The sequence below is a fragment of the Bacillus sp. ES1-5 genome (assembly GCF_022487605.1).
Lineage (GTDB): Bacteria > Bacillota > Bacilli > Bacillales > Bacillaceae_G > Bacillus_A > Bacillus_A wiedmannii.
In genome coordinates this window covers 638,466-663,337 of record NZ_JAKVPU010000001.1, presented here as the reverse complement: position 1 = coordinate 663,337, position 24,872 = coordinate 638,466, and the positions used below count along the sequence as shown (strand labels likewise).

At 33.4% G+C, this 24,872-nt stretch carries 29 protein-coding genes and 1 pseudogene; 23 read left to right on the top strand and 7 right to left on the bottom strand.

Annotated elements, in window-relative coordinates; all coding sequences use genetic code 11:
- Positions 1-173: 173 nt before the first annotated feature.
- Positions 174-527 carry a hypothetical protein gene (locus MKO96_RS03465; RefSeq protein ID WP_240586678.1) on the top strand — a complete coding sequence of 118 codons (354 nt, stop codon included), beginning with the start codon at positions 174-176 and terminating at the stop codon, positions 525-527.
- A 220-nt stretch (positions 528-747) separates the two neighbouring features.
- Here the strand turns inward: MKO96_RS03465 and MKO96_RS03460 are convergent, their stop codons facing one another.
- Complete coding sequence (locus tag MKO96_RS03460; protein ID WP_240586677.1) at positions 748-2,739, bottom strand: collagen-like repeat preface domain-containing protein; 1,992 nt, start codon at positions 2,737-2,739, stop codon at positions 748-750.
- A 313-nt stretch (positions 2,740-3,052) separates the two neighbouring features.
- Here MKO96_RS03460 and MKO96_RS29565 point away from each other — a divergent pair.
- Together MKO96_RS29565 and MKO96_RS03455 are read left to right on the top strand one after the other, a co-directional pair.
- A pseudogene (locus MKO96_RS29565) lies at positions 3,053-3,225 on the top strand (DUF6944 family repetitive protein); the annotation flags it as partial.
- 233 nt (positions 3,226-3,458) lie between these two features.
- Positions 3,459-3,734 (top strand): hypothetical protein, encoded by a 276-nt coding sequence (locus MKO96_RS03455; protein WP_240586676.1) that lies wholly within the window; start codon positions 3,459-3,461, stop codon positions 3,732-3,734.
- A 124-nt stretch (positions 3,735-3,858) separates the two neighbouring features.
- Here MKO96_RS03455 and MKO96_RS03450 read toward each other — a convergent pair whose 3' ends face one another.
- A complete protein-coding gene (locus MKO96_RS03450; RefSeq protein ID WP_086408676.1) occupies positions 3,859-3,996 on the bottom strand; it encodes a DUF3956 family protein in 138 nt (45 codons plus the stop codon).
- A 154-nt stretch (positions 3,997-4,150) separates the two neighbouring features.
- Between MKO96_RS03450 and MKO96_RS03445 the strand changes: the two genes are divergently transcribed.
- The 7 genes from MKO96_RS03445 (at position 4,151) to MKO96_RS03415 (ending at position 9,069) form a co-directional block, all read left to right on the top strand.
- Positions 4,151-4,549 carry a CHRD domain-containing protein gene (locus MKO96_RS03445; protein WP_240586675.1) on the top strand — a complete coding sequence of 133 codons (399 nt, stop codon included), beginning with the start codon at positions 4,151-4,153 and terminating at the stop codon, positions 4,547-4,549.
- Positions 4,550-4,891: 342 nt separating this feature from the next.
- Positions 4,892-5,143, top strand: a complete 252-nt coding sequence (locus tag MKO96_RS03440; RefSeq protein ID WP_098639914.1) for a DUF3947 family protein — start codon at positions 4,892-4,894, stop codon at positions 5,141-5,143.
- Between the two features lie 621 nt (positions 5,144-5,764).
- Positions 5,765-6,265 (top strand): sigma-70 family RNA polymerase sigma factor, encoded by a 501-nt coding sequence (locus MKO96_RS03435; RefSeq protein WP_240586674.1) that lies wholly within the window; start codon positions 5,765-5,767, stop codon positions 6,263-6,265.
- A complete protein-coding gene (locus tag MKO96_RS03430; RefSeq protein WP_240586673.1) occupies positions 6,255-7,277 on the top strand; it encodes an anti-sigma factor in 1,023 nt (340 codons plus the stop codon). The genes MKO96_RS03435 and MKO96_RS03430 overlap by 11 nt, the downstream gene beginning before the upstream one ends.
- Positions 7,259-7,570, top strand: a complete 312-nt coding sequence (locus tag MKO96_RS03425; protein ID WP_240586672.1) for a hypothetical protein — start codon at positions 7,259-7,261, stop codon at positions 7,568-7,570. The genes MKO96_RS03430 and MKO96_RS03425 overlap by 19 nt, the downstream gene beginning before the upstream one ends.
- Before the next feature lie 244 nt (positions 7,571-7,814).
- Complete coding sequence (locus MKO96_RS03420; protein ID WP_240586671.1) at positions 7,815-8,351, top strand: complement C1q domain-containing protein; 537 nt, start codon at positions 7,815-7,817, stop codon at positions 8,349-8,351.
- 106 nt (positions 8,352-8,457) lie between these two features.
- Positions 8,458-9,069, top strand: coding sequence for a C1q-like domain-containing protein (locus tag MKO96_RS03415; protein WP_240587379.1), 612 nt, complete (start codon positions 8,458-8,460; stop codon positions 9,067-9,069).
- 713 nt (positions 9,070-9,782) lie between these two features.
- Here the strand turns inward: MKO96_RS03415 and MKO96_RS03410 are convergent.
- The gene (locus MKO96_RS03410) at positions 9,783-10,208 is read right to left on the bottom strand and encodes a GIY-YIG nuclease family protein (protein WP_240586670.1); all 426 of its coding nucleotides are present in this window, start codon (positions 10,206-10,208) and stop codon (positions 9,783-9,785) included.
- A 368-nt stretch (positions 10,209-10,576) separates the two neighbouring features.
- A complete protein-coding gene (locus MKO96_RS03405) occupies positions 10,577-10,771 on the bottom strand; it encodes a hypothetical protein (RefSeq protein ID WP_240586669.1) in 195 nt (64 codons plus the stop codon).
- 258 nt (positions 10,772-11,029) lie between these two features.
- On the opposite strand from MKO96_RS03405, the gene MKO96_RS03400 reads away from it, so the two are divergent.
- The 6 genes from MKO96_RS03400 to MKO96_RS03375 all read left to right on the top strand — a co-directional run bounded on the left by MKO96_RS03400 (position 11,030) and on the right by MKO96_RS03375 (position 16,378).
- Positions 11,030-11,620 (top strand): hypothetical protein, encoded by a 591-nt coding sequence (locus tag MKO96_RS03400; protein ID WP_087980340.1) that lies wholly within the window; start codon positions 11,030-11,032, stop codon positions 11,618-11,620.
- Between the two features lie 509 nt (positions 11,621-12,129).
- Entirely contained in the window at positions 12,130-13,143 is a 1,014-nt protein-coding gene (locus MKO96_RS03395) for a glycoside hydrolase family 25 protein (RefSeq protein ID WP_240586668.1), read from the top strand.
- 177 nt (positions 13,144-13,320) lie between these two features.
- Positions 13,321-14,172: a peptidylprolyl isomerase PrsA gene (locus MKO96_RS03390; protein WP_240586667.1), complete on the top strand. Its 852-nt coding sequence runs from the start codon at positions 13,321-13,323 to the stop codon at positions 14,170-14,172.
- A gap of 507 nt (positions 14,173-14,679) precedes the next feature.
- Positions 14,680-14,898, top strand: a complete 219-nt coding sequence (locus tag MKO96_RS03385) for a hypothetical protein (protein ID WP_087980343.1) — start codon at positions 14,680-14,682, stop codon at positions 14,896-14,898.
- Positions 14,899-15,175: 277 nt separating this feature from the next.
- Entirely contained in the window at positions 15,176-15,583 is a 408-nt protein-coding gene (locus MKO96_RS03380; protein WP_240586666.1) for a hypothetical protein, read from the top strand.
- Between the two features lie 459 nt (positions 15,584-16,042).
- Positions 16,043-16,378: a YolD-like family protein gene (locus MKO96_RS03375; protein ID WP_087980816.1), complete on the top strand. Its 336-nt coding sequence runs from the start codon at positions 16,043-16,045 to the stop codon at positions 16,376-16,378.
- A gap of 217 nt (positions 16,379-16,595) precedes the next feature.
- Here the strand turns inward: MKO96_RS03375 and gerPF are convergent, their stop codons facing one another.
- Positions 16,596-16,811, bottom strand: coding sequence for a spore germination protein GerPF (gene gerPF, locus MKO96_RS03370; protein ID WP_001141565.1), 216 nt, complete (start codon positions 16,809-16,811; stop codon positions 16,596-16,598).
- Between the two features lie 209 nt (positions 16,812-17,020).
- On the opposite strand from gerPF, the gene MKO96_RS03365 reads away from it, so the two are divergent.
- The 5 genes from MKO96_RS03365 to MKO96_RS03345 all read left to right on the top strand — a co-directional run bounded on the left by MKO96_RS03365 (position 17,021) and on the right by MKO96_RS03345 (position 19,724).
- Positions 17,021-17,356, top strand: a complete 336-nt coding sequence (locus MKO96_RS03365) for a hypothetical protein (RefSeq protein ID WP_240586665.1) — start codon at positions 17,021-17,023, stop codon at positions 17,354-17,356.
- Between the two features lie 41 nt (positions 17,357-17,397).
- Positions 17,398-17,598, top strand: coding sequence for a hypothetical protein (locus tag MKO96_RS03360; RefSeq protein ID WP_098199577.1), 201 nt, complete (start codon positions 17,398-17,400; stop codon positions 17,596-17,598).
- Positions 17,599-17,730: 132 nt separating this feature from the next.
- A complete protein-coding gene (locus tag MKO96_RS03355; RefSeq protein WP_240586664.1) occupies positions 17,731-18,438 on the top strand; it encodes an SDR family oxidoreductase in 708 nt (235 codons plus the stop codon).
- A gap of 205 nt (positions 18,439-18,643) precedes the next feature.
- On the top strand, positions 18,644-19,303 hold the full coding sequence (locus MKO96_RS03350; RefSeq protein WP_240586663.1) for a DUF6944 family repetitive protein: 660 nt from the start codon (positions 18,644-18,646) through the stop codon (positions 19,301-19,303).
- Between the two features lie 208 nt (positions 19,304-19,511).
- On the top strand, positions 19,512-19,724 hold the full coding sequence (locus MKO96_RS03345) for a YqaE/Pmp3 family membrane protein (protein WP_000990230.1): 213 nt from the start codon (positions 19,512-19,514) through the stop codon (positions 19,722-19,724).
- Positions 19,725-19,792: 68 nt separating this feature from the next.
- Here MKO96_RS03345 and MKO96_RS03340 read toward each other — a convergent pair whose 3' ends face one another.
- On the bottom strand, positions 19,793-20,002 hold the full coding sequence (locus tag MKO96_RS03340; RefSeq protein WP_000977084.1) for a KTSC domain-containing protein: 210 nt from the start codon (positions 20,000-20,002) through the stop codon (positions 19,793-19,795).
- A gap of 466 nt (positions 20,003-20,468) precedes the next feature.
- Between MKO96_RS03340 and MKO96_RS03335 the strand changes: the two genes are divergently transcribed.
- The gene (locus MKO96_RS03335; protein WP_240586662.1) at positions 20,469-22,976 is read left to right on the top strand and encodes a PBP1A family penicillin-binding protein; all 2,508 of its coding nucleotides are present in this window, start codon (positions 20,469-20,471) and stop codon (positions 22,974-22,976) included.
- A gap of 222 nt (positions 22,977-23,198) precedes the next feature.
- On the opposite strand, the gene MKO96_RS03330 is transcribed toward MKO96_RS03335, so the two are convergent.
- Positions 23,199-23,480 carry a hypothetical protein gene (locus MKO96_RS03330; RefSeq protein WP_098112212.1) on the bottom strand — a complete coding sequence of 94 codons (282 nt, stop codon included), beginning with the start codon at positions 23,478-23,480 and terminating at the stop codon, positions 23,199-23,201.
- A 237-nt stretch (positions 23,481-23,717) separates the two neighbouring features.
- Between MKO96_RS03330 and MKO96_RS03325 the strand changes: the two genes are divergently transcribed.
- Positions 23,718-24,863 carry an MFS transporter gene (locus MKO96_RS03325; RefSeq protein WP_240586661.1) on the top strand — a complete coding sequence of 382 codons (1,146 nt, stop codon included), beginning with the start codon at positions 23,718-23,720 and terminating at the stop codon, positions 24,861-24,863.
- The last annotated feature ends 9 nt before the right edge of the window (positions 24,864-24,872 follow it).

Below are 24,872 nucleotides of genomic sequence, written 5' to 3'. Positions count from 1 at the left end.
GATAATAAGATATGTAATTTTGCATACCAGATTTTTAAAGCGAACAAGGGTATGGAATATTTAAATAATACGGAAGTTGAGGGAGAGTAATACTAAAATTTCATTTGTTTTTTACTGTAATAAATAAATTCATTTGAATAGAAGCGAAAAATAGAGGTTTGCCTTAGTCATTTATGAAAGTCAAGAATATTTATAACCATAGGAGTAAATACACAGGTCCGATTTTTGTAATGATGGAGGGAATTGATGTGGACATAACTCAAAGCATGGCAAGAATAGTGGTTAATGGGAAGGATCTTCCGTTTATTTCAGTTAGAACTTCTGTATGGAATCAAGGACCTGTAAATGATTTAATTGTTTCGACAAACTTGAGATTCGAGGAGCTTTATCAGTTTATGTGGTCACAAGTGCCAGTAATGCTTGCGATGTATTTTCTTCAAGGGGCGGACTTAATGAGGTTTGCTAGAATTAATGGGATTAATCAAAGGGTAACAGGAGAATATATATATCATTTCACTTGGGGATAAAACGAATGTAAAGTAGCTTAACAGCTGCTTTTTTATTTTGTAAAAGAATTTTAGAAGATTAGAAAATATGATTAGAGAGTGATATCGATAATTTGTGACTGTTTTTCAAGTTTGTAAAGTTAATCAGTTACTTCATTTCATACAAGGGGGGCTATGAATATGAAGTTTTTAAGGAACGCAAAAAAACAGAGAGACATATATTTTTGGCTCTCTGTTTTTTTTATTCACAAATAGTTCCAGTTGCTATACCAGTTGGAGCAACACCTACTGGAACCGTATCTATTACCGTATTTGTAGCAGTATTGATAACAGAAACAGTATTGCTACCTTGGTTTGTAACGTAGGCGAGAGTGCCATCTGGTATGATGGTTACTTGATCCGGGGATAAGGCAACAGGAATTGTATTAATTACAGTATTTGTCGCCACGCTTATTACGGATACATTATTACTAACTTTATTTACAACGTAAATACGTGTGCCATCTGGTGTAATATCTATACCAACCGGTTCAGTACCTACGTTAATTGTATTAATTACGGAATTAGTAGCGGTGTCAATAACAGAAACAGTATTGCTGTTTTGATTTGTGACATACGCACGAGTACCATCTAGTGTAAAGACGATTATTCTAGGACGAATGCCAACAGAAATGGTAGCACTAACTGTATTAGTAACAGTATTAATAACAGAAATATTGTTGCTTAATTCGTTTGCAACATATGCAAAGGTTCCATTTGGAGAAACAGTGATTCCTTGCGGAGCGTTGCCAACGGGAATGGTAGCAACAACTGTGTTAGTAGCAGCATTTATAACAGAAACCGTATTATTACCGTGATTTCCAACATAAACAGTTGTGTTATTTGGAGTAACAGCTACACCGATTGGATTAGATCCAACAGGGATGGTAGCGACAACTATATTAGTGGCAGTATTAATAACAGAAACGGTATTAGAAAAAATATTAGTAACATAAGCGCGAGTTCCATTTGGTGAGACTGTTACTTCGAGTGGTGCATTATCTACAGTAATTGTAGCAACAACTGTATTTGTTCCGGTGTTGATTACAGATACTGTATCATCTGTGGGATCGTCTATGGCTCCTGCGTTTGTAACATAAACAAGGAAATTACATGCAGGTCCAGTGGGGCCGGTTGGCCCAGTCGGTCCCGTAGGTCCTGTTGGACACTCACAATCTCCAGTCGGCCCTGGTGGTCCTTCCGGTCCTTGCATACCTTGCACACCTTGAGGTCCAGTCGGCCCTGGTGGTCCTTCCGGTCCTTGCATACCTTGCACACCTTGAGGTCCAGTCGGCCCTTCGAGTCCTTCCGGCCCTTGAATGCCTTGCACACCTTGAGGTCCAGTAGATCCTTCTGGTCCTTCCGGCCCTTGAATGCCTTGTACTCCCTGAGGTCCCGTAGGTCCTGGTGGTCCAGGAACTCCCATTCCAGTCCCAGAACCAGTGGGTCCTGGTGGTCCAGGCGGTCCTTGAATGCCTTGCACCCCTTGAAGTCCCGTAGGTCCTTCTGGTCCTTCCACGCCTTGAATACCTTCTACGCCTTGAGGTCCAGTAGCTCCTGCAAGTCCTTCCGGTCCTTGAATACCTTGCACACCTTGAGGTCCAGTAGCTCCTTCTGGTCCTTCTGGCCCTTGAATACCTTGCACACCTTGAGGACCAGTTGTTCCTTTAGGTCCTGGAAATCCTCTAGGTCCTGTCGCTCCAGTAGGACCGGGTATTCCGATAATATTTAATAGAGAACTATTCAATATTCCTTGCAAAATTAAGTTGAATGTTTGTTGTAACAATGGGTCCGATATATTGGAACAACTAATGAGTGAAGATAAATTTTGGAATAGAAATTGGAATAACGCAGAGATTTGAGTAAGAGATGCAGTAGGCAAAGAATTGATTAATTGAGTGATAGTTCGTATAACTAAATTTTTATTTGGAGTATTTGGTTGTACGGCAATGATTAAATCATTTAACGCTTGTAATGATGATTGGAGTATTTGTATAGTTGTCGGATTTGGCGTGGTAAAGAAAGAAAGGATAGCTTGATTTAATTGGTTAATGAGGGACAATAATTCTTGTTGCTGAGAAAATGAGAAAAAAACAGGTGTACAACAATTACTTTGATCACAAGAGGATATAGAAATAAAACAGGGAAATTGGAATTTTTTGCACGGATCGTTTGAGTTTTGATTATTTTTCATAATTACCTCCTTTTTAAAATTTTATCATCGTTAAGTATGCTTTAAGAGTTTGTATTTTCTTCTGCATTTAAAGGATTTGTAAGTATTTGTGTGATGTTCAGGAATATTTTTTTCTAAGTATATGTTTAGAAAATCGAGACGTTCTTATGGGACGTATAATCAATACTTGGTTATTAACAGGAAGTGTAAGTAAGGCTAGAAAACAAAATGGAAATATATTTTTATTAACTTAAAACATAAAAGAGTAATTTATTAAGTGTTCTAGTGAAGAAATCATCTATTTGCAAAAACTACTTTGTTTTATAGGAAAAGTAATATAAATGGAAAAAATTTAAACACTCAAGTAAATAGCGAACCGAATGAAAAAATAAAGGAAGACAGCTGATAGAAATAGCAGGAAGTTGGATACAAAACGTAGGTTCTGTAATTTCATTAATTGGACAAACACGTGAAGAAAGTGAGGAGTTGGAAGGGAGCGATCAATAGACTAGCTTAAAAAATTAAAATGTAACTATTCTCCAAAATGACAATGAGTAATTTTTACCTTGTTTTTTGATGAACCATTATTATATGAAAATCATATAATATATTGTAGGACAAGCAACCAGCTTATAATCTATTAAATACTCAAAGAGCTTACCTTTTATATATCTTCGCATCTACTGATCTAGATGCTCTTTTTTATTGAACAAAACACCCATTTGGATAGGAGGTTAATAATGGGGATGACATTAGAAGAATTAGAAAAGTGTTATAATAAAGCCTTTATTGAGGGGGCAGAGTACGTAGCTGTTCAGATTGAAATGGATGGATTTCATAGCGATGAAGTAATTATTGACGACAAATATAGTATAGATTCTAAATTAAAGTATTATAAGAAAACATACAATGAAAATTTAGAACATAGATGGATTCCAGGGATTCGTATTGTAGGTTTTGCATATGGCTATTCGTTCTCAGAAATTCTACATGAATTAGGGTTGCTAGTGAAGTAATGATTAAACAAATAGCAGTTATTGTACGTGATGCCGTGATTTTAGTGGCGTCTTTTTTTGTTGTGAAGGAAAGATAAAAATAAAAAAGAGAGCTTAAGCCCTCTTTTTAATAAATGCCTAACTTTTATGCACAGATTGGAATCCCTAATGCTATTAAAGTCAATGCTACTTGAAGTGAAAGTTCTAATCTCGCAATTTCGATTCCAGCAACTGATACCACTAAAAGAGGTTGTCCATTAATGAACAAAACACAACTTTCCATGCTTACACCTCCTTTCTAGTAATCTACTACAGTATATGAATGAAATTAAAAAACGTTATAGATTAATTTATAAATTTAATTTCAATAGTCTAACAGCTGCCTTTTTGTCAACTTATAAAAAGGATATGTATATAAAAGCATAGGAGTGATAGATATGTTTTTTGCAAAGTTACGTGGTAGAAATGAAGTTCCACCAGTAGAAACAGACGCTCGAGGAGAGGCTTTCTTTAAATTAAGTCGGGATGAACTTAGCCTAAAATTCAAGTTGGATCTATTCAATATAGAGGATGTAACAGCTGCCCATCTGCATCTTGGAGCAAAAGGAACGAACGGTCCTGTAATAGCTTTTTTATTTGGACCAATAACAAATCCGGTTTCAATAGAGTGTGCAACGCTTACGGGAATGATTACTCAAGAAGATTTGGTTGGGCCGTTAGCGGGTCAAACATTAGGTACTCTTGTAAATGAAATCATATCTGGAAACATTTATATTAATGTTCATACAGTACAATATTCTAATGGTGAAATTCGTGGACAATTGAATTATTGCTAAGAAATTATAGTAGTGAAAAATAAAGCATTCGTTTAGGGTGTTTTTATTTTGTGAAGGTTGTATAGATAAGTAATCTGTTTTTAGTAATCTTAAACATTCATTTCTAAAATTTTGAAAGTGGTCGAATTTAAAAAATAGTTATCAGAAACTTGGTAATGAAATGCCACACCAAAAATTAAATTAGTATTAGTAGCTGAACCTTGTAAATGAAATATGCAAGTGTAACAGATAATAAAAATTCTTTAAACTTAATCAAAGCTAATAGATTAATTCTCCACACCCACTGAAATAAAAAATCATAACATAAATTGTAATTACTTATACGGAAGTGAGATGAAAATAATGTTTTATTCATATTTTACTACCCAAGCAGGTATGCGACCAGCGTATGGTACATCAATAACGTTTAGCGGAGCACAAAGTACAGTTCAAGCTGTTCAACAAGCGTTACAAATGCAACAACAAATGCAAATGCAGCAACAAGGTATCCAGCCGTATTATTCATCTATGGAGTATTTTTACCCAGTACATCAAATCACACCGTATGGAAGTTCTTTTCTTACTATTCCATATGGAACTGTATATAACTTATAGAGATTAGTAGAGGGATATCCAACTGATTATTAGCCCTCGCCAATCGGGCAGTTACGATCAACGCGGCTCCCACCTAACTTTCTCGCATGTGCCGAATTTTGAGGTGTGAGTCTTATTTCCGGCAAATAGGGGAAACAACTGAGGGGGATGAAATTGTGTATATATAAGCGTCAAATAGTCCTTACCTACAATTTGTAAATAACCGATGAGATAATCTCCTTACATACTACAAGTGGAGTTTTTTTGATGCGAAGATACCGATTAAAGAAAGAATGAGAATTATTTTATCATGACAAATGATGGTTAGTGGCTCCGTATGAAAGGATACATAAGTATTTATTTACGCGAACCTGGTCGAGATGTAAAAACGAAGTCCTATCTGTGGTTATTTTGTACAGGCAGATTGTCCTAAGACTATCAAGTTACAAGAGTAGGAGAACATCTGAATCGTTTTTTGACTGTTTTTGAAAGATATTTACAGCTAGAACATCACATATTTGTTTATAATTGTAAATAGTTATTGAAATGTATAAATGTTTTTTATTAAAAAAAAGAAATAAAGGAAAAATAATGCAACTTTTTAATTTGCTTATTCGTGTTATATATGAAAGGAGGAGGGGGATGGAGATTGAAGAAATATATAAGGTTTATATAAACGATGTGTACCGGTATTTATTTTCCCTTTCTCGTAGCCATCACGTAGCGGAGGACTTGATGCAGGAGACTTTTTATCGGGCGTATCTTTATTTAGAAGACTATGAAAACCAAAAGGTAAAATCATGGCTATTTAAAGTGGCATATCATACGTTTATTGATTTCGTTAGGAAAGAGAAAAAAGTAACCTTTGTAGGAACGGAGGAATTAGAGACAATACAAGCAGGTGAATCTACAGAAGAGTATGTAGTCGCAAAAAATAGTTATGAAAAGTTAATTCAGAGTATTCATACTTTACCAGTGATAGAGGCACAAGCTATTTTATTATGTGACGTACATCAATTAACGTACGAAGAGGGTGCTTCTGTACTAGAGTTAAAGGTAAATACGTATAAAAGTCACATATTTCGCGGGAGAAAGAGATTAAAAGAATTGTTAAAGGAGGAAAAGAGTCAAAATGACAAATGATAAACCGCATCCTGAACAAGATGATTATAAAGAATTGTTACAAGAAGCTCTTCATGAAAGACCGGATTCACTTCCAGATGGAAAACAGGAGCAAGTGTTGAAAATAGGTAAAAAAAGAGCACGTATTACGAATATTTTGATTGTATTTACTTTTTTATTACTCATTCAACCTACTTTATATATATCTACACTCTTATATTATACATTGGCACCTACAAACGCGATGGAGATACGGAATGTAGTAAATCAAACGTTAAGTGTAACAGAACCAAATGTATTTTTGAAAGATAGGGACATGGAGCAAACGTTGTTACCGCTTAGTTTGCAATTGCATTTTGATTTGTATAAAAGAGTAGGAAAGAAAGATATTCGAATAGGAGAAGAGAAAACAGATTATGTATTTAGTAGAGCAACGAAAGTAAGCCATGAATATACAACAGATGAGAAAATTCCAGAAATCCCGTATATAGATAACGAAGTATTGTCTCATCCTAATAATTATAATGCGTCCTATAATAGTAGCGAAGAAGCGCAGGTATTAAAGGGTCTTCCGCAAGAATCTGTTGTAGAAGCATTTGTATCTTTTAGAGAATTATTAAGTGTACAAGAGGTAACGGATATGTTTCCTACTATTGATATCGTTTGGTATGCCGTTAATACAGGATTAGAGGAGAAGCAAATGAATGATGAGGGTATGTATGTAGCCCCGATTGGCTTCCCAGCAGATATGATTTCAAGGCCAAGTGGTGCTTTTGAGAGTGATTCACCTCATGAGGAACAATTTATTGATGTTTTAAAGTCATTACAGAAGCATGAAAGTTTAGCAGTGAAGCTATCTAGAGCGAAAGTATTAGAGTTGTCAAAGCGTATTTCTTTCCTTGAAAAAAATGGGGTAAAAACATACGGGGCAGTTGTAACTGGGCCTAAAGTAGAAGTTGAAAAATTGATGAGCCACGAAAAAGTTAGAAAATTGAAAGTAGGTGAAGCGAGGTTATGGAATTGGCATTCTTAAAAAAAAGAAAGAATCATATTTATAAACAGGAAACATGGATGGGGACTATTTCATTAATTATTGCCTTTCTAGCGTTATTGTATTTGAACATTATATTGCTTATTCAAGAAACATTTATAGGTAAAGGTTTTCTGCAAATAGTTGGTATTGGAGTGGTGTGCTCAGTCGTAGGGATGATCACAAAAAGCAAAAGTCGAAAATATGCATTGTGGGCATGTAGTTTATTTGTTTTTATGCTGCTGTTTGCTGTATTTGGATTTATGTTAGGTTGGATGATAAGCTTTGGGCCATAAATGTGTGGGAAAGAGCGAATGTAGATTCGCTCTTTTTTATGTATAGAAAGTAAAATAAATAATAGAAGAATCTATTAAATTTGAATAGAGTGCACTATACATCTAGGTTGTGGTTTTATTGATATGTTTTACGCTTACGTGTATATAAATAGGCGATAAGTATAGTGCTAAAACAATAGCTCGTCCAAGCATTGCGAATCCTCCTTACATAATATGTAGTAATAAGCATGAAAGGGGAACTAGTATGTCTTGCTATTACTACTGTAAGTATTGTAAAGAGTATAAAAAGAAACAGCATGATTGTTGTAAGTACACGAGTAAGTGTAATGACAACGAGGAAAAGCTTGTTAGGGCATCTGCATTTAGAGCTAGAAATACGGTGAATCAAACGGTTCCTGCCAATACTTTTGTAAAGGTATTGTTCCAAAATGAACAATTTGATTTAGCAAATGAGTATAATCCAGTAACGTCTATTTTTATTCCGAAGACTAGAGGAGTTTACTCTATTATTGGAACGATTGGTTTCTTTCCAAACGATCCTAGCTTAAATTATAGAGCTCGTGTAGAAATTCGTGTAAATGGAAACGCAGCAATAGCTATAGATAATGACTTTTTCGGTCCAATAGGTTTTGGAAATGTAGTAAGTGTTTCGACGATTATTCAATTGAATGAAGGAGATCAAGTTGAGGTTTATGCACAAAGTAGCATAGACGGAGTTTTAAGTCCTTCGGAAGACGGCTCACATTTTGAAGCTGCAAGATTCCCTTCTCCAATTAAATAAAGTCGAGTAAACAAAAGAGAAAGAATAATCCTCACCAAAATGGTGGGGATATTTTATTCTATTGAAAATAGTAACAGTTTGTCCAAGCTATTCTAATCTATATTGCATAGTATGTAATAATAAATTTAAAGGGGGACTTACTACGTCTTATTATTACTGCAAGTATTGTAAAGATTACAAAGAGAAAAGTCATGATTGCTTCAGAAAAAATAGTCTATGTGATAGAAAGTATGTAAAAGTGAATTGTTGTGATGATAAAAAAGAAAAGCTTGTAAGAGCGTCTGCATTTAGAGCTGTTAATACAATGAATCAACCTGTTCCTGAAAATACTTCAGTTAAAGTATTATTTCAAAATGAACAGTTTGATCTAGCAAATGAATATAACCCAGCAACATCTATTTTTAGTCCGAAGACGAAAGGTGTATATAGTGTATTAGGAAATATAACATTCTCTCCAAATGATTTTAATGTAAATTACAGAGCTAGAGTTGAAATTCGTGTGAATGGAAATCCAGCAATAGCAATAGATAATGATTTCTTTGGGACCGGGGTGTTTTTTAATAATGATGTTTCAGTAACGGCTATTCTACAATTAGAAGCAGGAGATTCAGTTGAAATTTTTGCTGAGAGTAGTGTTGCTGGAGTAATTGTTCAAAATGTTAATGGTTTGAATACGGTTCATTTTGAAGCTGCAAGATTTCCTTCTCCAATTAAATAACGAATAGAATAAAATACTTTTCAGTAGGTTTAGTTAATCCCCTGCACCAAATGGTGGGGGATTAATATTGTTTTTCTAAAATATATAAGTAAATAGGCTAAATGTAGTTTGTTTCAGGAGAATTTCACATGCTAGGATGTATGTAAGGTTGAAAGCGCTAGCTTATTATGAGGATTAGATATTCTACAGGTAATAAAAAGAGTACAACGAAACAAGTAACATGGTTGTGAAAGTTTTTAGGCATTACATTTGCTAGTCGTCTTATGGAATAGAAAAGACATCTAAATTTACTAATACATAAAAGGTCGTATAATTACGGGCTTTTTCTTTACTATATAGAAATTACATATTTAACATAGGTTTGTGTAGGTATTGCTATTGTATGGAAAGGAAAAACATTAAGGTGATTACACTATATAAAAATAAAATAAATCCTAAGATGAGTAGTATGGGATGCAACTTGAACATATTTGACCTCCTTGGGTATATAAAGAATTTTAATACATATTTGGTCAATTTAGAAGGGGAATATATTAGATGAATACACTAATTTAACAGAGGTCAGTTAAAACGAAAAAGAGCATGACATGGCTATCAAGCTTTTTTCTCAATGGCGAAGAATAAGTCTTTATATTGTCTTGTTATCTGTTAAAAACCATAGCGGACTTTATAGGGGAGTGTCAAACTCTATTAAACTAATTTATGATCTGAGTTCACGCCCATTCATAGTTCTGAGTAGTTATTTTTTTATCAATTAATCCTCTTTGTCTAAAGCTGATAACTTCTAAGTTTTCTCTTCCTATATAGTAATTCGTACATTGGGTGTTTTCTATTGGAGTATGCCAAGAAATTAAAAGTGCTTCTACATCTGATAATTTTTGCTCAGAATATTTACCTCCATTAGGAAATTCTAAAATCCCTAGTCTCACATGGATATCTCTTGCTCCATGAATCCAATCTTTGTAATGCTCATTTAATTGTTTCGAAAAACTTCTTTTTGTTTTTCTGATATATAGTAATTTTTCCGTCCCACGATACACTCTATAAATTGCATATATACCTTTTGAAAAAGCTTCTTCATAATGATTGATTTCAGATAAATTATAAAGTTTAGACCACCTAATATGTACAGCAGTCATACATTTCACTCTTTTATCAAGATATTAAAATGCAAGGGTTATAGTGAATGTATAATAAATAAAGGAGTATTGTTGATTACACATTGATTAAATTGTTTATAAGTAGCAGGTGGGTTTACCACTCATGAAATATAAAAGTAAACAGGTTTATGTGTACAGAATGAGAGATAAATAAAAAAAGAGCATACATAAAAAGTACGCTCTAAAGAAAGATAGGTTTTATGAGTGGATAATCTCCATACGATAATATATGCTCGGTTAATAAAAACGTGTGAAAAATCAATAGATTATCAAAGGAATATCATGAAATGAGTAATTTTAGTCTTTTACCGAAGTCGTTTAGCTAACCGAATTGTAGATTGAATGGATTAGCAATTTGATAAAGATCGCACTTCAGTTTCGTATTTCTTATAGTTTGGATATTGCGTAATAGCTTGGCACTTAGGTGTGGAAAGTTGATTAATTATAGAAACATTTGTAATTACCTCGTTACAAGGACCGAAAAATGTAACTTTTAGTTTTGAATTTGGTGGAACTTTGAACACGATAGGCTTTTTTTCCATGAAATCAGCTCCTCATATGCAGTATCGTATACTGCGCTTTTTCGTTCAGATTATAAAGGCGTATTAATATAATATGAAATTTTAGTTGAGTTGATAATGATATAGAATTTTATGGCGTGGTAAGAATGTGGAAAAATGTTTTATAAAATGTTTAATCGATATAATAGGTAAAAGTAAAAAATAAGTAATTTATCTAATACACTTTTTTCCTTGATACATATTATAATAGTAAGAATTGTATTAGGAGGTAATGAAAGAGTGCAAGAAAATGTACAAGCTCAGCTTTCACCACCGTGGATCACATATTTCAATGAGTTGAAAAATTCAATTGGTGCTGATCCAACTATTTCAGTTGGTCCGCTAATTCCAGTTGGCGGGAATTATATTATTTTAGTGCACGCGCTAAGTAATGAAAAAGCGATAGCGTTAGCAACGCTTCTAAAATCTTTTGTAGAATTTGGGAATGTAAGTGTAACAGTTATTGTAACTAATAATGAAAATGACATTGTAAATCCACTTCCATGTCCACTAGATGCATTTGAAATTGCTCATTTATTTCAAGTGGCGTTAGAAAATAATCCTTATTTTGAACAAGTTGTTGTACAGCCGCAGCTTCCTGGTGGATCAAATGTTGTCTTTCCGGTTTTTGCTGCGCAAGTGATTCAATTTTTTAATGATGATATTTCAAATTTATGTCAAACATTTACTGGTGTTGCTGCAAATGTATTTCATGATGTAATGAACGATGACGTTTGTGATATCCCAATTTTATTCTCCACAAGCTGTGTTCCGAGCGGTGAGAGTGCACAATTACAAAATACAGATTTAACACCAAAACTGTTTTACTAGATTGTAAGTAGACATTTTCTTTAATAGAAAATGTCTTTTTGTATGCATTAACGTTACATTGTCTAACTAATTGCGGATGGTGACTGAAATTTCTACTGATAAATATATATCGTATAAAGATAGTATGTTTCATGTGAAAATATATAAGAAATGAAAGATAAATCATTTTCGTTAATATAGAGTTACCGTAAAAAATACAGAAAGTTAGCTGTCATACATATGTTTATTAGCCTAAAGAAGTAGTAATGTTGAAAACGTTTCTAATAATAGCGCTAATGAAAGGTTAATTAACTGATATTATTTACTAATGGATGATAGTGCACATTTCGAATTTGTGAATGAACGCTATGAAATATAAATAAAATTAGTGGAAGTCTAATTAAAAGATTATATGTTTTGAAAAATAATATAGATTCTCCTTATTTATATTATAGAAAGCTAGTATTAGGCATAAGGGGCTTTCAATAAGACAAGCTTTGAATATGGTAATAAAAGGGAGATGAGTGGTATTGGGGTATATTATCGATATTTCAAAATGGAATGGAACTATTTATTGGGATATTGCAGCATCTCAGCTAGATTTAGTTATTGCTAGAGTTCAAGATGGCTCGAATACGGTAGATTTTATGTATCAAAATTATGTGAATGAAATGAAGAAGCGCAGTATTCCATTTGGTAATTATGCATTTTGTCGCTTTATATCTATTGCTGATGCAAGGAAAGAGGCACAAGATTTTTGGAGTCGTGGCGATAAATCTGCTAAGTTTTGGGTGGTGGACGTAGAAATTCAAACGATGATGGATATGCAAGGGGGGACACAAGCGTTTATAGATGAATTACGCCGTTTAGGTGCGAAAAAAGTAGGGCTATACGTAGGGCATCACACGTATGTATCATTTGGAGCACGTAATATTGAAGTTGATTTTGTATGGATTCCTCGTTATGGAGGAAATAAGCCAGCATATCCATGTGATATTTGGCAATATACTGATGCGGGAAATGTTCCTGGTATTGGGAAATGTGATTTAAATCAATTAATAGGAAATAAGTCGCTTTCTTGGTTTATAGGTTTGGATCAAGTAAATCAACCTATTCAATTTAACAAAGAGAATACACAGCAATCAAATGGTATTGGTATTGCAGTTTCAAAATATCCTGATGGATATGGCATAAACGTATATGAAAATCCTGCGAATCCTCAGTTTACAGGTACAATCACTCAAAAAAATCCATATTTAGTCTTACATGGTTATTGGGAAGACGCAGATAAAGATATGATTTGCTTAGGCAATGATAAACAGTGGGTATATGTAAAACATTTTGATGTGAAATGGTTTTATGCAGTTTCAAAATATCCTGTTGGGTATGGAGTAAATTATTATGCAGAGCCTGAATGTATAAATTATAAAGGAAATATTGATGGATCAAAATCTTTTCGTGTGTGGGGCAGAGCCAAAGATGCGGTAGATATCGGGCAAAATAATTGGATACTGGAAGAACATGTAACTATTAAGAATCTATAGGAATACGTAATGGGTCATTTTACTGATACATAGTAAGATGACCTTTAATATTTGAACAAAAAAGAACAAGATACAGAGTGTATTCAAATGAAATGAATTACATGTGGAAAACACATTGTTAACACAAGTACATTGTATAGTTATTCTTATATAATAATAAAAGTGAGGTATTTTGAATTGAAAAAGAAAAAGCTATTTTTAGGAACAATTATTTCATGCGTAGTACTGGCATTATCGGCATGTGGTTCCTCAGACAATGTAGTAACATCAAAAGTAGGAAATGTTACAGAGAAAGAGTTAAGTAAAGAATTAAGACAAAAATATGGGGAAAGTACTTTATACCAAATGGTGTTAAGTAAGGCGTTGTTAGATAAATATAAAGTTTCAGATGAGGAAGCAAAAAAACAAGTAGAAGAAGCAAAAGATAAGATGGGTGACAACTTCAAATCAACTTTAGAGCAAGTTGGCTTGAAGAATGAAGCTGAATTAAAAGAAAAAATGAAGCCAGAAATTGCATTTGAGAAAGCGATTAAAGCGACTGTCACAGAAAAAGATGTAAAAGATAACTATAAACCAGAAATGAAGGTAAGTCACATTTTAGTGAAAGATGAAAAGACTGCTAAAGAAGTGAAAGAGAAAGTAAATAATGGTGAAGATTTTGCAGCTTTAGCGAAGCAATATTCAGAGGATACTGGTTCAAAAGAACAAGGCGGAGAAATAACTGGTTTTGCTCCAGGGCAAACGGTGAAAGAATTTGAGGAAGCTGCATATAAATTAGATGCAGGACAAGTAAGTGAGCCGGTAAAAACAACTTACGGGTACCATATTATTAAAGTGACAGATAAAAAAGAATTGAAGCCATTTGATGAAGTAAAAGATCAAATTCGTAAAGATTTAGAACAGCAAAGACTACAAGATACGACAGGTAAATGGAAACAGCAAGTAGTTAATGATTTATTGAAAGATGCTGATATTAAAGTGAATGATAAAGAATTTAAAAATACATTTGAATTTCTAGAAAAGAAATAATGATTGTAATTAGAAAAAGGAACCGATATAGGTTCCTTTTTCTAGTTAGTGTGTGTGTTATAAATAGATAGTAAGACAATATAATATTACATTTAAATATTAAGAATTACAATGGGAATTTATGTAATTGTTTTAAATTGGAATGATCAATGCTTCATAGAATGTTGATATAATAATGTTTCGTTTGCTTAATTTCATTAAATATAAAGTGAATTTATTAAATTCCTCCCACTATTTGCAGGTAATCTGATTGGTGTAGGCAAATTATTAGTCGAGAATGAATAAAACCTTAATTGATTTAAATTTTACTTTATTGAAGTGGATAAACATAATTTGCAGAATGAAACATACAATATTATTGAAAAAATATTGATGCTAAATGAAATGGAAAGCAGAACATTCTACTAGAAAAGAATGTTCTTTTTAGTATGAAATTTTCAGGGTAAAGAAAGAATGCTTTTAAAGAAATTATTTAATAGATAAATATATTACGTAGGAGGAGAAAATATGAAAGTAATTTTTCAAAGAGAAGGTGGAGGAAAGGTTTTTGAATCGTATGATGAAGATATAAGCAACTTATTAGCTATTTTAAAAGAAACGAAAGGGATCAAGATTGGGATGGTTGAGTATGAAGTATTAAAATACGAATTAGAGTATTTTCGTAACCCCAAAAAAGCAGTAACAGAGAGGGAGTTACATATAATAGTACAACCAAAATATATGTAATAATAAGGGACAATTATTTATAAATAGTTTTATACATTATGTACGAAAAGAGAGTGTTTAAATTGCTCTCTTTTCATAGAAATTCATAAGGAATGAATTGTGGTTCGTTATAAATTCCTTAAATTTTGTGAGTTCGTTCTTTATAATATATGCTTTCATTTATAGTTGGTTAATAAACTTGAAAAATTAAAACTTTTTAGTTTAGGCAGGGATTTTATATTCGAGTAGATAAATATTCATATAAAGTATTTTTTATACGAATATTGGAGGAGTAAAAATGAGTTTAGCAAGTTATATAGGGTGCAATGTAGAAATTCCGTTAACGGATCCAGATTCTAATGATGTAATTGTTTTTGGATCGTGCTTTTCAGATGAAAGAATGCTTGAAATTGTACAAGAGTTTCAATTTCAAACAAGTTACACGTATGAAGTTTCAACGAGCTGGGGCATTGAACTTGTTGAGTGGCAAAGTGAAAAGGAGAAGAAAGAAGCTAAAAAAAAGCTATTAGCTTTATGCTCGATTATGGAAGGTTATTTAAATGAGGGGGACTATTTTGAATTATTCAGTTGTTGGGTTGGTGATGAAGATCAGGAACGAGTGGGAGAATTAAAATTAAAAATAAATCATTTTAATATAGATGAGATTTGTATCCCGGAAAGAACGCTTGTCAGGATAGAAAAGTAAATATAGAAATATACGTTATTAGAAAAAAGCGACTTCACTTTGTATGAAGTCGCTTTTTTCTGTTAATATGTGGACGGCCTATTATATAAGAAGTGAAAAGCTCACTTGATGAAGAAAAAATAAATGATGGATAAAAATATAATTTAAATCATTCCAAAAGAACGTAGGTTCGTGTATAATTAGAACGAATGTTCTCGTATGTGCAGATAGTATACGAATAAGAAATAAAGTGAAACTTTAATAAGCAGGGTGTTCATCGTCCGTTATTTATTAGCTTTCACCAATTAAGCGTTTACGGGCAGTTGATTTTCGTCTTACCTCCTCGCATATAGCGGATTTTGAGGTAGGAGCTTCATTACCTGTTAATGCGGGGTAAATATGAGCCTAGCAATTATGAAAGAATAATGGAGTAACATTATGTGTGAAATTGAATGGATAAATGATCAAGGAGATAAAGAAATGAATGATGTAAAGGTGCAGAAAATAGAAAGAGTATGGGTTCCATTTACAGTAATGTCGGAACAGTTGTTAAGTATGCGAAAGGTTGTTGTAGAAAAGTTTAAAGTACAAAAACCGCTCTTAACAAACGAAGCAAAAGAGAGAATTTCTGATAAATTATTAACGTCATTATTGTCTGAGAAAGAAATATTGGTTACATATTTTGAAGATGGATACATCCTTACAAGTTATATGACAGTTGTGCATATAAACCCGCTAAAGCACAGTGTAATATGTACTGACGCATTTTATAAAACTTACGTATTTAATACTTCTGATATTATTGAAATAACGTAAAGGAAGCTGAAATTTCAATTTTAGCTTCCTTTACGTTATGTTAGATGAGGGATATAAATAATGAAACGAAAAAGCAGCTAGCTTCATACTAGCTGCTGAGCCCCAGGGAAAGGGAGAGAAAGATAGGGTACTCCAAAAATCAATAATAGCTGTGTAACAGCCTGATTATAGTATAGACAAATTTAAAATTCCTAAACAGAACGATGAAAAAATAGGATTAGGCTGTACCCACTTGGTTTTGATCTGCAAGGTCAGAATCAAACGTATTAGTCGCGCTCACGCCATTAAAAGTATTAACAACAAAACCAACGTTTGAAGCGCCAGATCCATTATAAGCCTTCGTATTTTCTTTCGGAGAAACGTTGTAGAAATCACCTAAGTTAAATGAACCGTTACTATTTTGTACAACTAAATTCCCTACAACTGAGGGCATAGTTTTCACCCGCTTTACAATCATTTGTTAACACTACTATATGGTCTTATAGTCCAAATGGTTCATGTAACAAAAATTGTGGAATAGTAAAAGGTTTGAAGTGTAGTTTAATCCCGCAATAAAAGTATGCTAAAATTAATGTAAGGTTGAGTAATTAATAATAACAATTGTATAATTAATATATACGAAATAGAAGGAGGCAAAATGTAATGAATAATGTTATAAAAAAAGTAGATTTAACAGATGCAAAATCAAGTAATCTTGTTGCACTTATTTATAGAAATGAAGTTATTTTGGTTGAAGAAGCATTTTGTCCAAATGAAATAAGATTAAAGTTTAATGAAATTGCAATTTTATCGGCTATTAAAACAGCACATATAATGAAAGTAACCATCAGAAAAGAATTGGAAGCAATTTTTCATGACACTGGTGTTTTATTTGTGAAGCATAGTGTTGATTATGGTAACAGTCAATCTATCACTATGCATTTTGAACAATTCAAAAAGTTGCAAAATGAGATTGAGAATTTAAATAAAAGTATGTAATAAGAATAGATGAAGATTCATTCATAGAGGTGAACTGTTCTATGTTGAAAAAATGGTTTGAAATTTTGGGGGATGAATCCCGTTGTAAACATAAATATAGTTTTATTAAGATGCAGGATAATGAAGATTTTAAAAATGGTAAGTTAGGTGTAGCTTATATGTATCGATGTGAGAAGTGCGGGAAGGAGAAGCTGAAATATAAAAGCAATAACGAAATAAATAATGATTTTTTTGATATATAAGAAAGAGTAACTGTTATGGTTACTCTTTTTGCTTACATAAAAACTCCTACTAAAGTATGAAATGAGTTGATACTTTAGTAAATGGCTGAATGAAAAGGGAGAGTGTAACATTTTATTAAGGAGGAGAGGTACATGCAGCGAAACGAAACTGGAAAAATTGTAATGATTACAGGAGTGACGCAAGGATTAGGTCGTGCAATGGTTGATCGATTTCATGAATTGGGATGGAATATATATGGCTGTGGACGTTCAAAAGATAAAATTGAAGAATTGAAAAAATATTACGGTAATATACATGATTTTCAAATAATTGATGTTTCAGACTCCCAGCAAGTAAGTAATTGGGCGAATTATATACTTCATAGGTATAGAGCACCTGATTTGTTAATAAATAATGCATCGATTGTTAATAAAAATGCGCCACTGTGGAAAGTAACAGCTCAAGAATTCGAAAATGTAATGAGTGTAAACGTAAATGGTGTAGTAAATGTAATTAGGGCATTTGTCCCAGCGATGGTAGCTAGGAAAGAAGGAATGATTATTAATATGAGTTCTAGTTGGGGCCGAGAGGGAGAAGCTGAGCTGGCGCCATATTGTGCCTCAAAGTTTGCAATTGAAGGTATCACGAAATCTATGGCACTTGAATTGCCCTATGGCATGGCTGTTGTCGCTTTAGATCCAGGCGGCAGCATTAGCACTCCAATGCTGTATTCATGTGCACCACAGTATGTAAATGAATCACCCACACCTGAAATGTGGTCACGTAATGCGATTAAATATATATTAAATATAACAATAGATAAAAATGGAGCTTCATTGACATGCCCAGAATGTATATAAATATATTTTGAATTGTATACGTATCTTTTAATTAGCATATTTTCAGTGATACACACTTTGTCTAAAAAAGTACCTTAAAGGTGCTTTTTTGTATTTTTAACATATTATTGAATGCACAAAATTACATATAGAAAATAAATATGAGAAAGAGGATGCCATTTATGTATTTCGAAAGCGGTAGAAAATTTCTAAATAGGTGATAAGAATGAATCCAAGCGGTTTAAAAGTGACGGGAGCATGGTTTCAAGTAGGAGGAAATCTTACGGCGGCAATTGGGACGACAAGAGGATTTATTGGAGAAGAGAAAGTTGAATCAGATCTTGTAATTGTAGGAAGCTCATTACAAGCCCTCGGTTATATATTACAAATAATAGCGAGTGATGATACAGGAGATGAAGTTGAAAGAGAAAATCAAAATATGTGTTTGGAGAATAAAAGTGAAATGCTCGATAAAATGGGCATTGAATTATTAGCATTAGGGAATATGTCAAATGTAATAGGAACATATTTTAATATAAATAAACAATTGAAAGAGAATGATTATCTCATAATTGTCGGGAACAGTTTACAATCGATTGGTGCTTTTTTAGGAGTAGAAGCAGCTTTGCTTCAGATGAAAGCAATACAGAGAATTATAATACTAGGTAATTCTTTGCAAAGTTTAGGTGCTGGACTTCAAGCGTATCAAGGTATTATTAATGTATCGAAGAACGAAATAGAAAATGAAGACAGTATGGTTGATAAGAAGAATGAGAAGATAATAGCACTCATTGGTATTTGGATACAAGCAATAGGAACTATTATTTCTGCGATTGGATTAACTATAATAGAGAAAGAAGAAAGATTAGAAGAAATAAAAATATGAAAATACACATTTGATACAGGAAGGGGAATTTCAATTTTACATATGTGGTAAGATTGAAGTAGTAGATCTTTAGGCATTTGAATAGAATATATAAGAGTAGAAAAGTTTTTCATGCTTAATTGGAATGTATGAAATATAAAAATAATTGGTCTTGTGAGCGTATGAAAAGAAGAGAGATAAAAAATACAAAACGAGGAGTTTTCAAGAGATGATGTATTTATTGGCAATTCTACTACCACCAGTAGCCGTATTATTTTGCGGAAAACCATTTCAAGCAATAATTAACTTCCTATTAACATTAATATTTTGGGTTCCAGGGGTTATACATGCGATATTAGTTGTACATGATAAAAAAGCAGACCGGAGATTAAAAAAACAAATTCAAGCATATGATGAAATGAATAAGAGGAATAGAAGATAGTTAAGTCGTGAAATGATTGTAAAAAGAAAGGGGGACTACCTCCTTTCTTTTTTTCATTCTGTTTAAGTTTAAATTTTAGTATAGCGGTAAGAATTTTTAATATAAGTATTGTGATAATTAGTTTTAGAGTGTGCGCTTAATAAACCGGTGTAAATGTTTTCAGGCACGTTAAAGAAATCATACATTCCATTCCTTAATTGAATGCGTAAAATCATAGAAAAAGGATTATAGCCAACAGCAACAATATTTTTGGAACTCACGGGAGATAGCTTCATCATTATGCAACTCCTCACTTTTCATTTTTAATAATTTCTTGTAGATGTTGAGGTTATAGTGTTGAAATCCTTATAATTAAAGAGGTATTATACTTATATGCAATATATTAAATGTTCGTTATACGTAATGATAAGGAAGTTCACACGAAGTACATATCGTTGTGCTATTTTTATTTCACCTTTGATTTATAAATAAGAAAATATTGACCATTTGAAAAAAAGGTATATTATTTATACGAGGTATGAAAAATTCACTTTTTACATTCTATGCTTCAAGGGGCAGCATTATTAGGAAAAATAGAAGTGAAAATAGTTTGCATAAGAAGAATTCTAAAATTTATAATCTGTGAATTAGGAAAATATTGAATGCTCCAGGTCAATATACTTTCTTAATTAAATTCAGTTTAGAAAGTGACCTCAATATTTTTAAGTAAATCAACGGGAGAATTGAAAGGCAGGAGAAAGTAACATGTCAGAAAATTATCGTTCTCGAGAGGAGCGACGACAAGTTAAAAAGAAAAAACAGCCAGCTTCTAAAACACAAAAACCAAAAGGGAAAACATCGTTCTTTCGTAAGTTTTTAATTACTTGTTTATTACTTGGTATTGTTGGTTTAGTGGCAGGGGTTGCTACCTTCTTCGTAATGATTAAGGATGCACCAAAACTTGAGAAAGCAAAACTTGTTAATCCGTTATCCTCAAAAATTTATGATAAAAATGGCGATTTGGTTTATGAATATGGAAAAGAAAAACGGACGAATGTTACGTATGATCAAATTCCTAAATTAGTAGAAAATGCATTTTTAGCAACAGAAGATGCACGTTTTTATGAGCATAGCGGCGTAGACTTCAAAGGTACTGCCCGTGCTGTGTTGGTGAGCCTTAAAGGAGATTACGGTTCACAGGGTGGAAGTACGATAACGCAGCAGGTTATTAAAAACTACTTCTTATCGATGGAAAAAACATCAAAACGTAAGGTTCAGGAAATATATTTAGCGTATAAGCTAGAACAACAGTATTCAAAACATGAAATTTTAGAAATGTATTTAAATAAAATTAATTTAGGAAACCGTTCATATGGAATCGCAACAGCAGCACAGAACTACTATGGTAAAGAATTGAAAGAGTTAACATTACCAGAAGTTGCGATGCTTGCAGGTTTACCAAAAGCACCGAATAACTATGATCCGACGAAAACAGAAAATATTCAAAGAGCAACAGAAAGAAGAGATGTTGTACTAAAATTAATGAATCGACATGGTTATATTACGAAAGCAGAAATGGAAGAAGCTTCGAAAGTTAAAGTAACAGATGGACTTAAAACTGCAACTGTACAAGCAATGCCATACCCTGCATTTATGGATGCGGTTGTGAAAGAAGTTGAAAAGGAATTGCCAGATGCTAATATTGGTTCTGACGGTTTAGAAATTTATACAACTTTAGACATAGAAGCACAAAAGGCTGCCGACAGGATATTAGATACTAATATTATTAATTATCCAAATGATAAATTCCAAGGTGCTTTCACATTTATGGATACGAAAACAGGTGAGGTTCGTGCTATAGGTAGTGGGCGCGGTGAAAATAAAGCAGTATTTAAAGGGCATAATATGGCAATTGAATTAGATCGTGCAGCTGGTTCAACTATGAAGCCAATCTTTGATTACGGTCCTGCAATTGAATACTTAAAATGGGCTACGTATCATCAAATTGATGATTCTCCATTTAAATATTCAACTGGACAAGAACTTCGAAATGCGGACAGAAGTCATTTAGGCCCAATTACTATGCGTGAAGCGTTAAAAATGTCACGTAACGTTCCAGCAGTTAAAACTGCAAAAGAAGTAGGACTTAATAAATCAAAGGAATTCTCTGAGAAATTAGGTATTACATTTAATAAAGCGCCGGCAGAATCTACAGCTATTGGTACAAACGAAGTATCACCAACAGAAATAGCGGGTGCTTATGCGACATTTGGTAATGGTGGAAAGTATACGAAACCGCATTTTGTTAAGAAAGTAGTTTATCCAGACGGCAAATCACAAAGTTTTGGACAAAAACCAAAACAAGTTATAGCTGATTCTACAGCATATATGATTACTGATATGCTTCGCTCAGTAGTGACATCAGGTACTGGTACAGCGGCAAATATTAGTTCTTTAGATGTAGCTGGTAAAACGGGTACAACAAACTATGATTCAAAACAATTAGCGAAATTTAATATTCCAGAAAGTGCAACTCGTGATAGTTGGTTTGCAGGTTATACGCCGCAATATACGATGGCGGTATGGACTGGATATATGAAAGATGGTAAAGACGAGTATATTAGTAGTAAAAATACGAAAATTGCACAGTTGATCTTTAAAGAAATGATGAGAGATTTTGCTACTGACAAATCACGCTTTAAAATGCCAAGTAGTGTTATTCAAGAAGGTAGTGAGCTACGTATAAAAGGTGAAAAACGTGATTCTTCACCAAATACGAGCGTACCGGATACAACGGAACAACCAAAACAAGATCAACAGCAAAAAACTGAAGAAGAGAAAAACAAAGAAGAATTAAAGAAACAAGAAGAGCTTAAAAAACAAGAAGAACAAAAGCAACAAGAGGAACTGAAGAAGCAAGAAGAACAAAAGAAACTAGAAGAGCAAAAGAAACAAGAAGAAGAGAAGAAACAAAATGAACAAAATAATGGAAATGGCCAAGGAACGACACCTCCAGCAAATAACGGAGGAGGCCAAGGAAATACAACACCTCCAGCAAATAACGGAGGAGGCCAAGGAAATACAACACCTCCAGCGAATAATGGAGGAGGCCAAGGAAATACGACACCTCCAGCGAATAACGGAGGAGGCCAAGGAAATACGACACCTCCAGCGAATAATGGAGGAGGCCAAGGAAATACAACACCTCCAGCGACCACACAGCCAGATACTGGCGGGAATGCAGGAGAAGCCCCTGTCAATAATGGACAATAAGAGAAGTTAATAAAAAGTACAAAAAAGCACTTAAGATTTGTAAAAATTACAATCTTAAGTGCTTTTTTATCGTTTAAATTAAAATGTTGATTATTGATTTCCTACAGAAAAGTCTATAGTAAGCAGTTTTTAGGATTAAATAGTTGTTATTTGAAATTACTACATAATTTTTTATTTGAAGTATTATTTTCGTTAAAATGCATCAGCTATGCAAGGATGAATTTAAATGTTAAAAGTACCGTAGAAATTTTGGAAATAAATAGAAGGGAAATGATAAAAAACTTGAGCCTGAGGTAGTGGAGGATAACTTTGGCTATGAAAGGTGGTACTACTTGGATGTGTGCCATGATGCCAAAATGATGGGGTAACTTGACCGGGAATTTGATATTGTTGCCAAGTTGTGGGAAGTTCAATTCCTACATCGGAGCTAGCCGTATGTACGGCTGGAACGTGTATTTCGGGGGTCGAAGGAACGACGACTGTCACTCTTGAAGATACCCACATAAAATAATCACTCCTAAGTTGTGATAATAAAGTAGTATATTCTATTCACGCGTATAAAGGTACATATAGATAGGACTTTAGGCTAATGTATACGTATAAAGTTGTAAGACCAATTTATATTGATGGTGGACCATGTATTATAAAAAGTTACGTCTATTTACGGAGGAAAAAGGGACCAAGAAAATGTAAAATGGAGGTGTTAATGGCAAGAACATACGTATTTATGGAGGAATTTTAATGGAACGATTATGGACGAAATCATTTATTCAAATGACTTTCGCAATGTTATTTTTATTTACAGGATTTTATTTACTAGTTCCAACGCTCCCGCTCTTTATTAAAGAGATTGGTGGCAATGAATCACAAGTTGGACTTATGATGGGAATGTTTACAATAGCAGCAGTTGTAATACGACCGATTATCGGAGGAATGTTAGATCAATATGGGAGAAGATCTTTTATTATTTTCGGACTCGTCTTTTTTGGGATAACGATGTATTCTTATAATTTAGCATCGACTATTGTTCTTTTAGCTGTTTTACGTGTTATTCACGGGGTGACATGGGCTGTTTCTACAACAGCTGTTGGAACAGCGATAACTGATATTATTCCAGATTCACGCCGTGGTGAAGGTATGGGTTGGTACGGGATGGCTATGACAATTGCAATGGCGATCGGCCCAATGATTGGATTATGGGTTGTACAAAATTATTCATTTCACGGCCTATTCTTGTTGGCAACTCTTTTATCCTTTATGGCAGTCCTATTATCGTTCATGACGAGAATGCCATTCACACCAAAAAAAGAAAAAGGAAAAATGCAGTTGTTTGAAAAATCGGTTCTATCCATTACAATTGTTGTTTTCTTTTTATCATTTGCATATGGAGGCATTACGACGTTTTTACCGCTATTTGCATCGTCAATTCATGTGAATCCTGGTACATTCTTTCTTGTATATGCAGTTGCTTTAACAATTGTACGACCAATTTCAGGAAAACTATTAGATAAGTATGGAGAAGTATTTATCATATTCCCAGCACTATGCATTACTATTATCGCAATAGTTGTATTAACACTTTCAAATAGTTTAATGGGGGTAGTTATCGCCGCTGCATTATACGGTGTTGGATTCGGTTCAGCACAGCCGGCATTGCAAGCATCGATGATTACAATTGTTGACCCGAGTAAAAGAGGAGTTGCTAACGCTTCATTCTTTACTGCATTTGATTTAGGGATTGGACTTGGTGCGATTTTACTTGGAGTTGTTTCGCAAATGTTTGGTTACCGTATTTTATTTGCAGGTAGTGCAATTTCAGGACTAATCGCTTTCATTATTTTTGTCATTTTTGTAAAACAGCGATTAGGTAAAAAAGAATTTGCGTAAACGGGAGTA

Bases quoted from the DNA above. Each gene is read 5' to 3' on its own strand.
- MKO96_RS03465 (WP_240586678.1), top strand. From the start codon at position 174: ATGAAAGTCAAGAATATTTATAACCATAGGAGTAAATACACAGGTCCG.
- MKO96_RS03460 (WP_240586677.1), bottom strand. From the start codon at position 2,739: ATGAAAAATAATCAAAACTCAAACGATCCGTGCAAAAAATTCCAATTT.
- MKO96_RS03455 (WP_240586676.1), top strand. From the start codon at position 3,459: ATGGGGATGACATTAGAAGAATTAGAAAAGTGTTATAATAAAGCCTTT.
- MKO96_RS03450 (WP_086408676.1), bottom strand. From the start codon at position 3,996: ATGGAAAGTTGTGTTTTGTTCATTAATGGACAACCTCTTTTAGTGGTA.
- MKO96_RS03445 (WP_240586675.1), top strand. From the start codon at position 4,151: ATGTTTTTTGCAAAGTTACGTGGTAGAAATGAAGTTCCACCAGTAGAA.
- MKO96_RS03440 (WP_098639914.1), top strand. From the start codon at position 4,892: ATGTTTTATTCATATTTTACTACCCAAGCAGGTATGCGACCAGCGTAT.
- MKO96_RS03435 (WP_240586674.1), top strand. From the start codon at position 5,765: ATGGAGATTGAAGAAATATATAAGGTTTATATAAACGATGTGTACCGG.
- MKO96_RS03430 (WP_240586673.1), top strand. From the start codon at position 6,255: ATGACAAATGATAAACCGCATCCTGAACAAGATGATTATAAAGAATTG.
- MKO96_RS03425 (WP_240586672.1), top strand. From the start codon at position 7,259: ATGGAATTGGCATTCTTAAAAAAAAGAAAGAATCATATTTATAAACAG.
- MKO96_RS03420 (WP_240586671.1), top strand. From the start codon at position 7,815: ATGTCTTGCTATTACTACTGTAAGTATTGTAAAGAGTATAAAAAGAAA.
- MKO96_RS03410 (WP_240586670.1), bottom strand. From the start codon at position 10,208: ATGACTGCTGTACATATTAGGTGGTCTAAACTTTATAATTTATCTGAA.
- MKO96_RS03405 (WP_240586669.1), bottom strand. From the start codon at position 10,771: ATGGAAAAAAAGCCTATCGTGTTCAAAGTTCCACCAAATTCAAAACTA.
- MKO96_RS03385 (WP_087980343.1), top strand. From the start codon at position 14,680: ATGAAAGTAATTTTTCAAAGAGAAGGTGGAGGAAAGGTTTTTGAATCG.
- MKO96_RS03380 (WP_240586666.1), top strand. From the start codon at position 15,176: ATGAGTTTAGCAAGTTATATAGGGTGCAATGTAGAAATTCCGTTAACG.
- MKO96_RS03375 (WP_087980816.1), top strand. From the start codon at position 16,043: ATGAATGATGTAAAGGTGCAGAAAATAGAAAGAGTATGGGTTCCATTT.
- gerPF (WP_001141565.1), bottom strand. From the start codon at position 16,811: ATGCCCTCAGTTGTAGGGAATTTAGTTGTACAAAATAGTAACGGTTCA.
- MKO96_RS03365 (WP_240586665.1), top strand. From the start codon at position 17,021: ATGAATAATGTTATAAAAAAAGTAGATTTAACAGATGCAAAATCAAGT.
- MKO96_RS03360 (WP_098199577.1), top strand. From the start codon at position 17,398: ATGTTGAAAAAATGGTTTGAAATTTTGGGGGATGAATCCCGTTGTAAA.
- MKO96_RS03355 (WP_240586664.1), top strand. From the start codon at position 17,731: ATGCAGCGAAACGAAACTGGAAAAATTGTAATGATTACAGGAGTGACG.
- MKO96_RS03350 (WP_240586663.1), top strand. From the start codon at position 18,644: ATGAATCCAAGCGGTTTAAAAGTGACGGGAGCATGGTTTCAAGTAGGA.
- MKO96_RS03345 (WP_000990230.1), top strand. From the start codon at position 19,512: ATGATGTATTTATTGGCAATTCTACTACCACCAGTAGCCGTATTATTT.
- MKO96_RS03340 (WP_000977084.1), bottom strand. From the start codon at position 20,002: ATGATGAAGCTATCTCCCGTGAGTTCCAAAAATATTGTTGCTGTTGGC.
- MKO96_RS03335 (WP_240586662.1), top strand. From the start codon at position 20,469: ATGTCAGAAAATTATCGTTCTCGAGAGGAGCGACGACAAGTTAAAAAG.
- MKO96_RS03330 (WP_098112212.1), bottom strand. From the start codon at position 23,480: ATGTGGGTATCTTCAAGAGTGACAGTCGTCGTTCCTTCGACCCCCGAA.
- MKO96_RS03325 (WP_240586661.1), top strand. From the start codon at position 23,718: ATGGAACGATTATGGACGAAATCATTTATTCAAATGACTTTCGCAATG.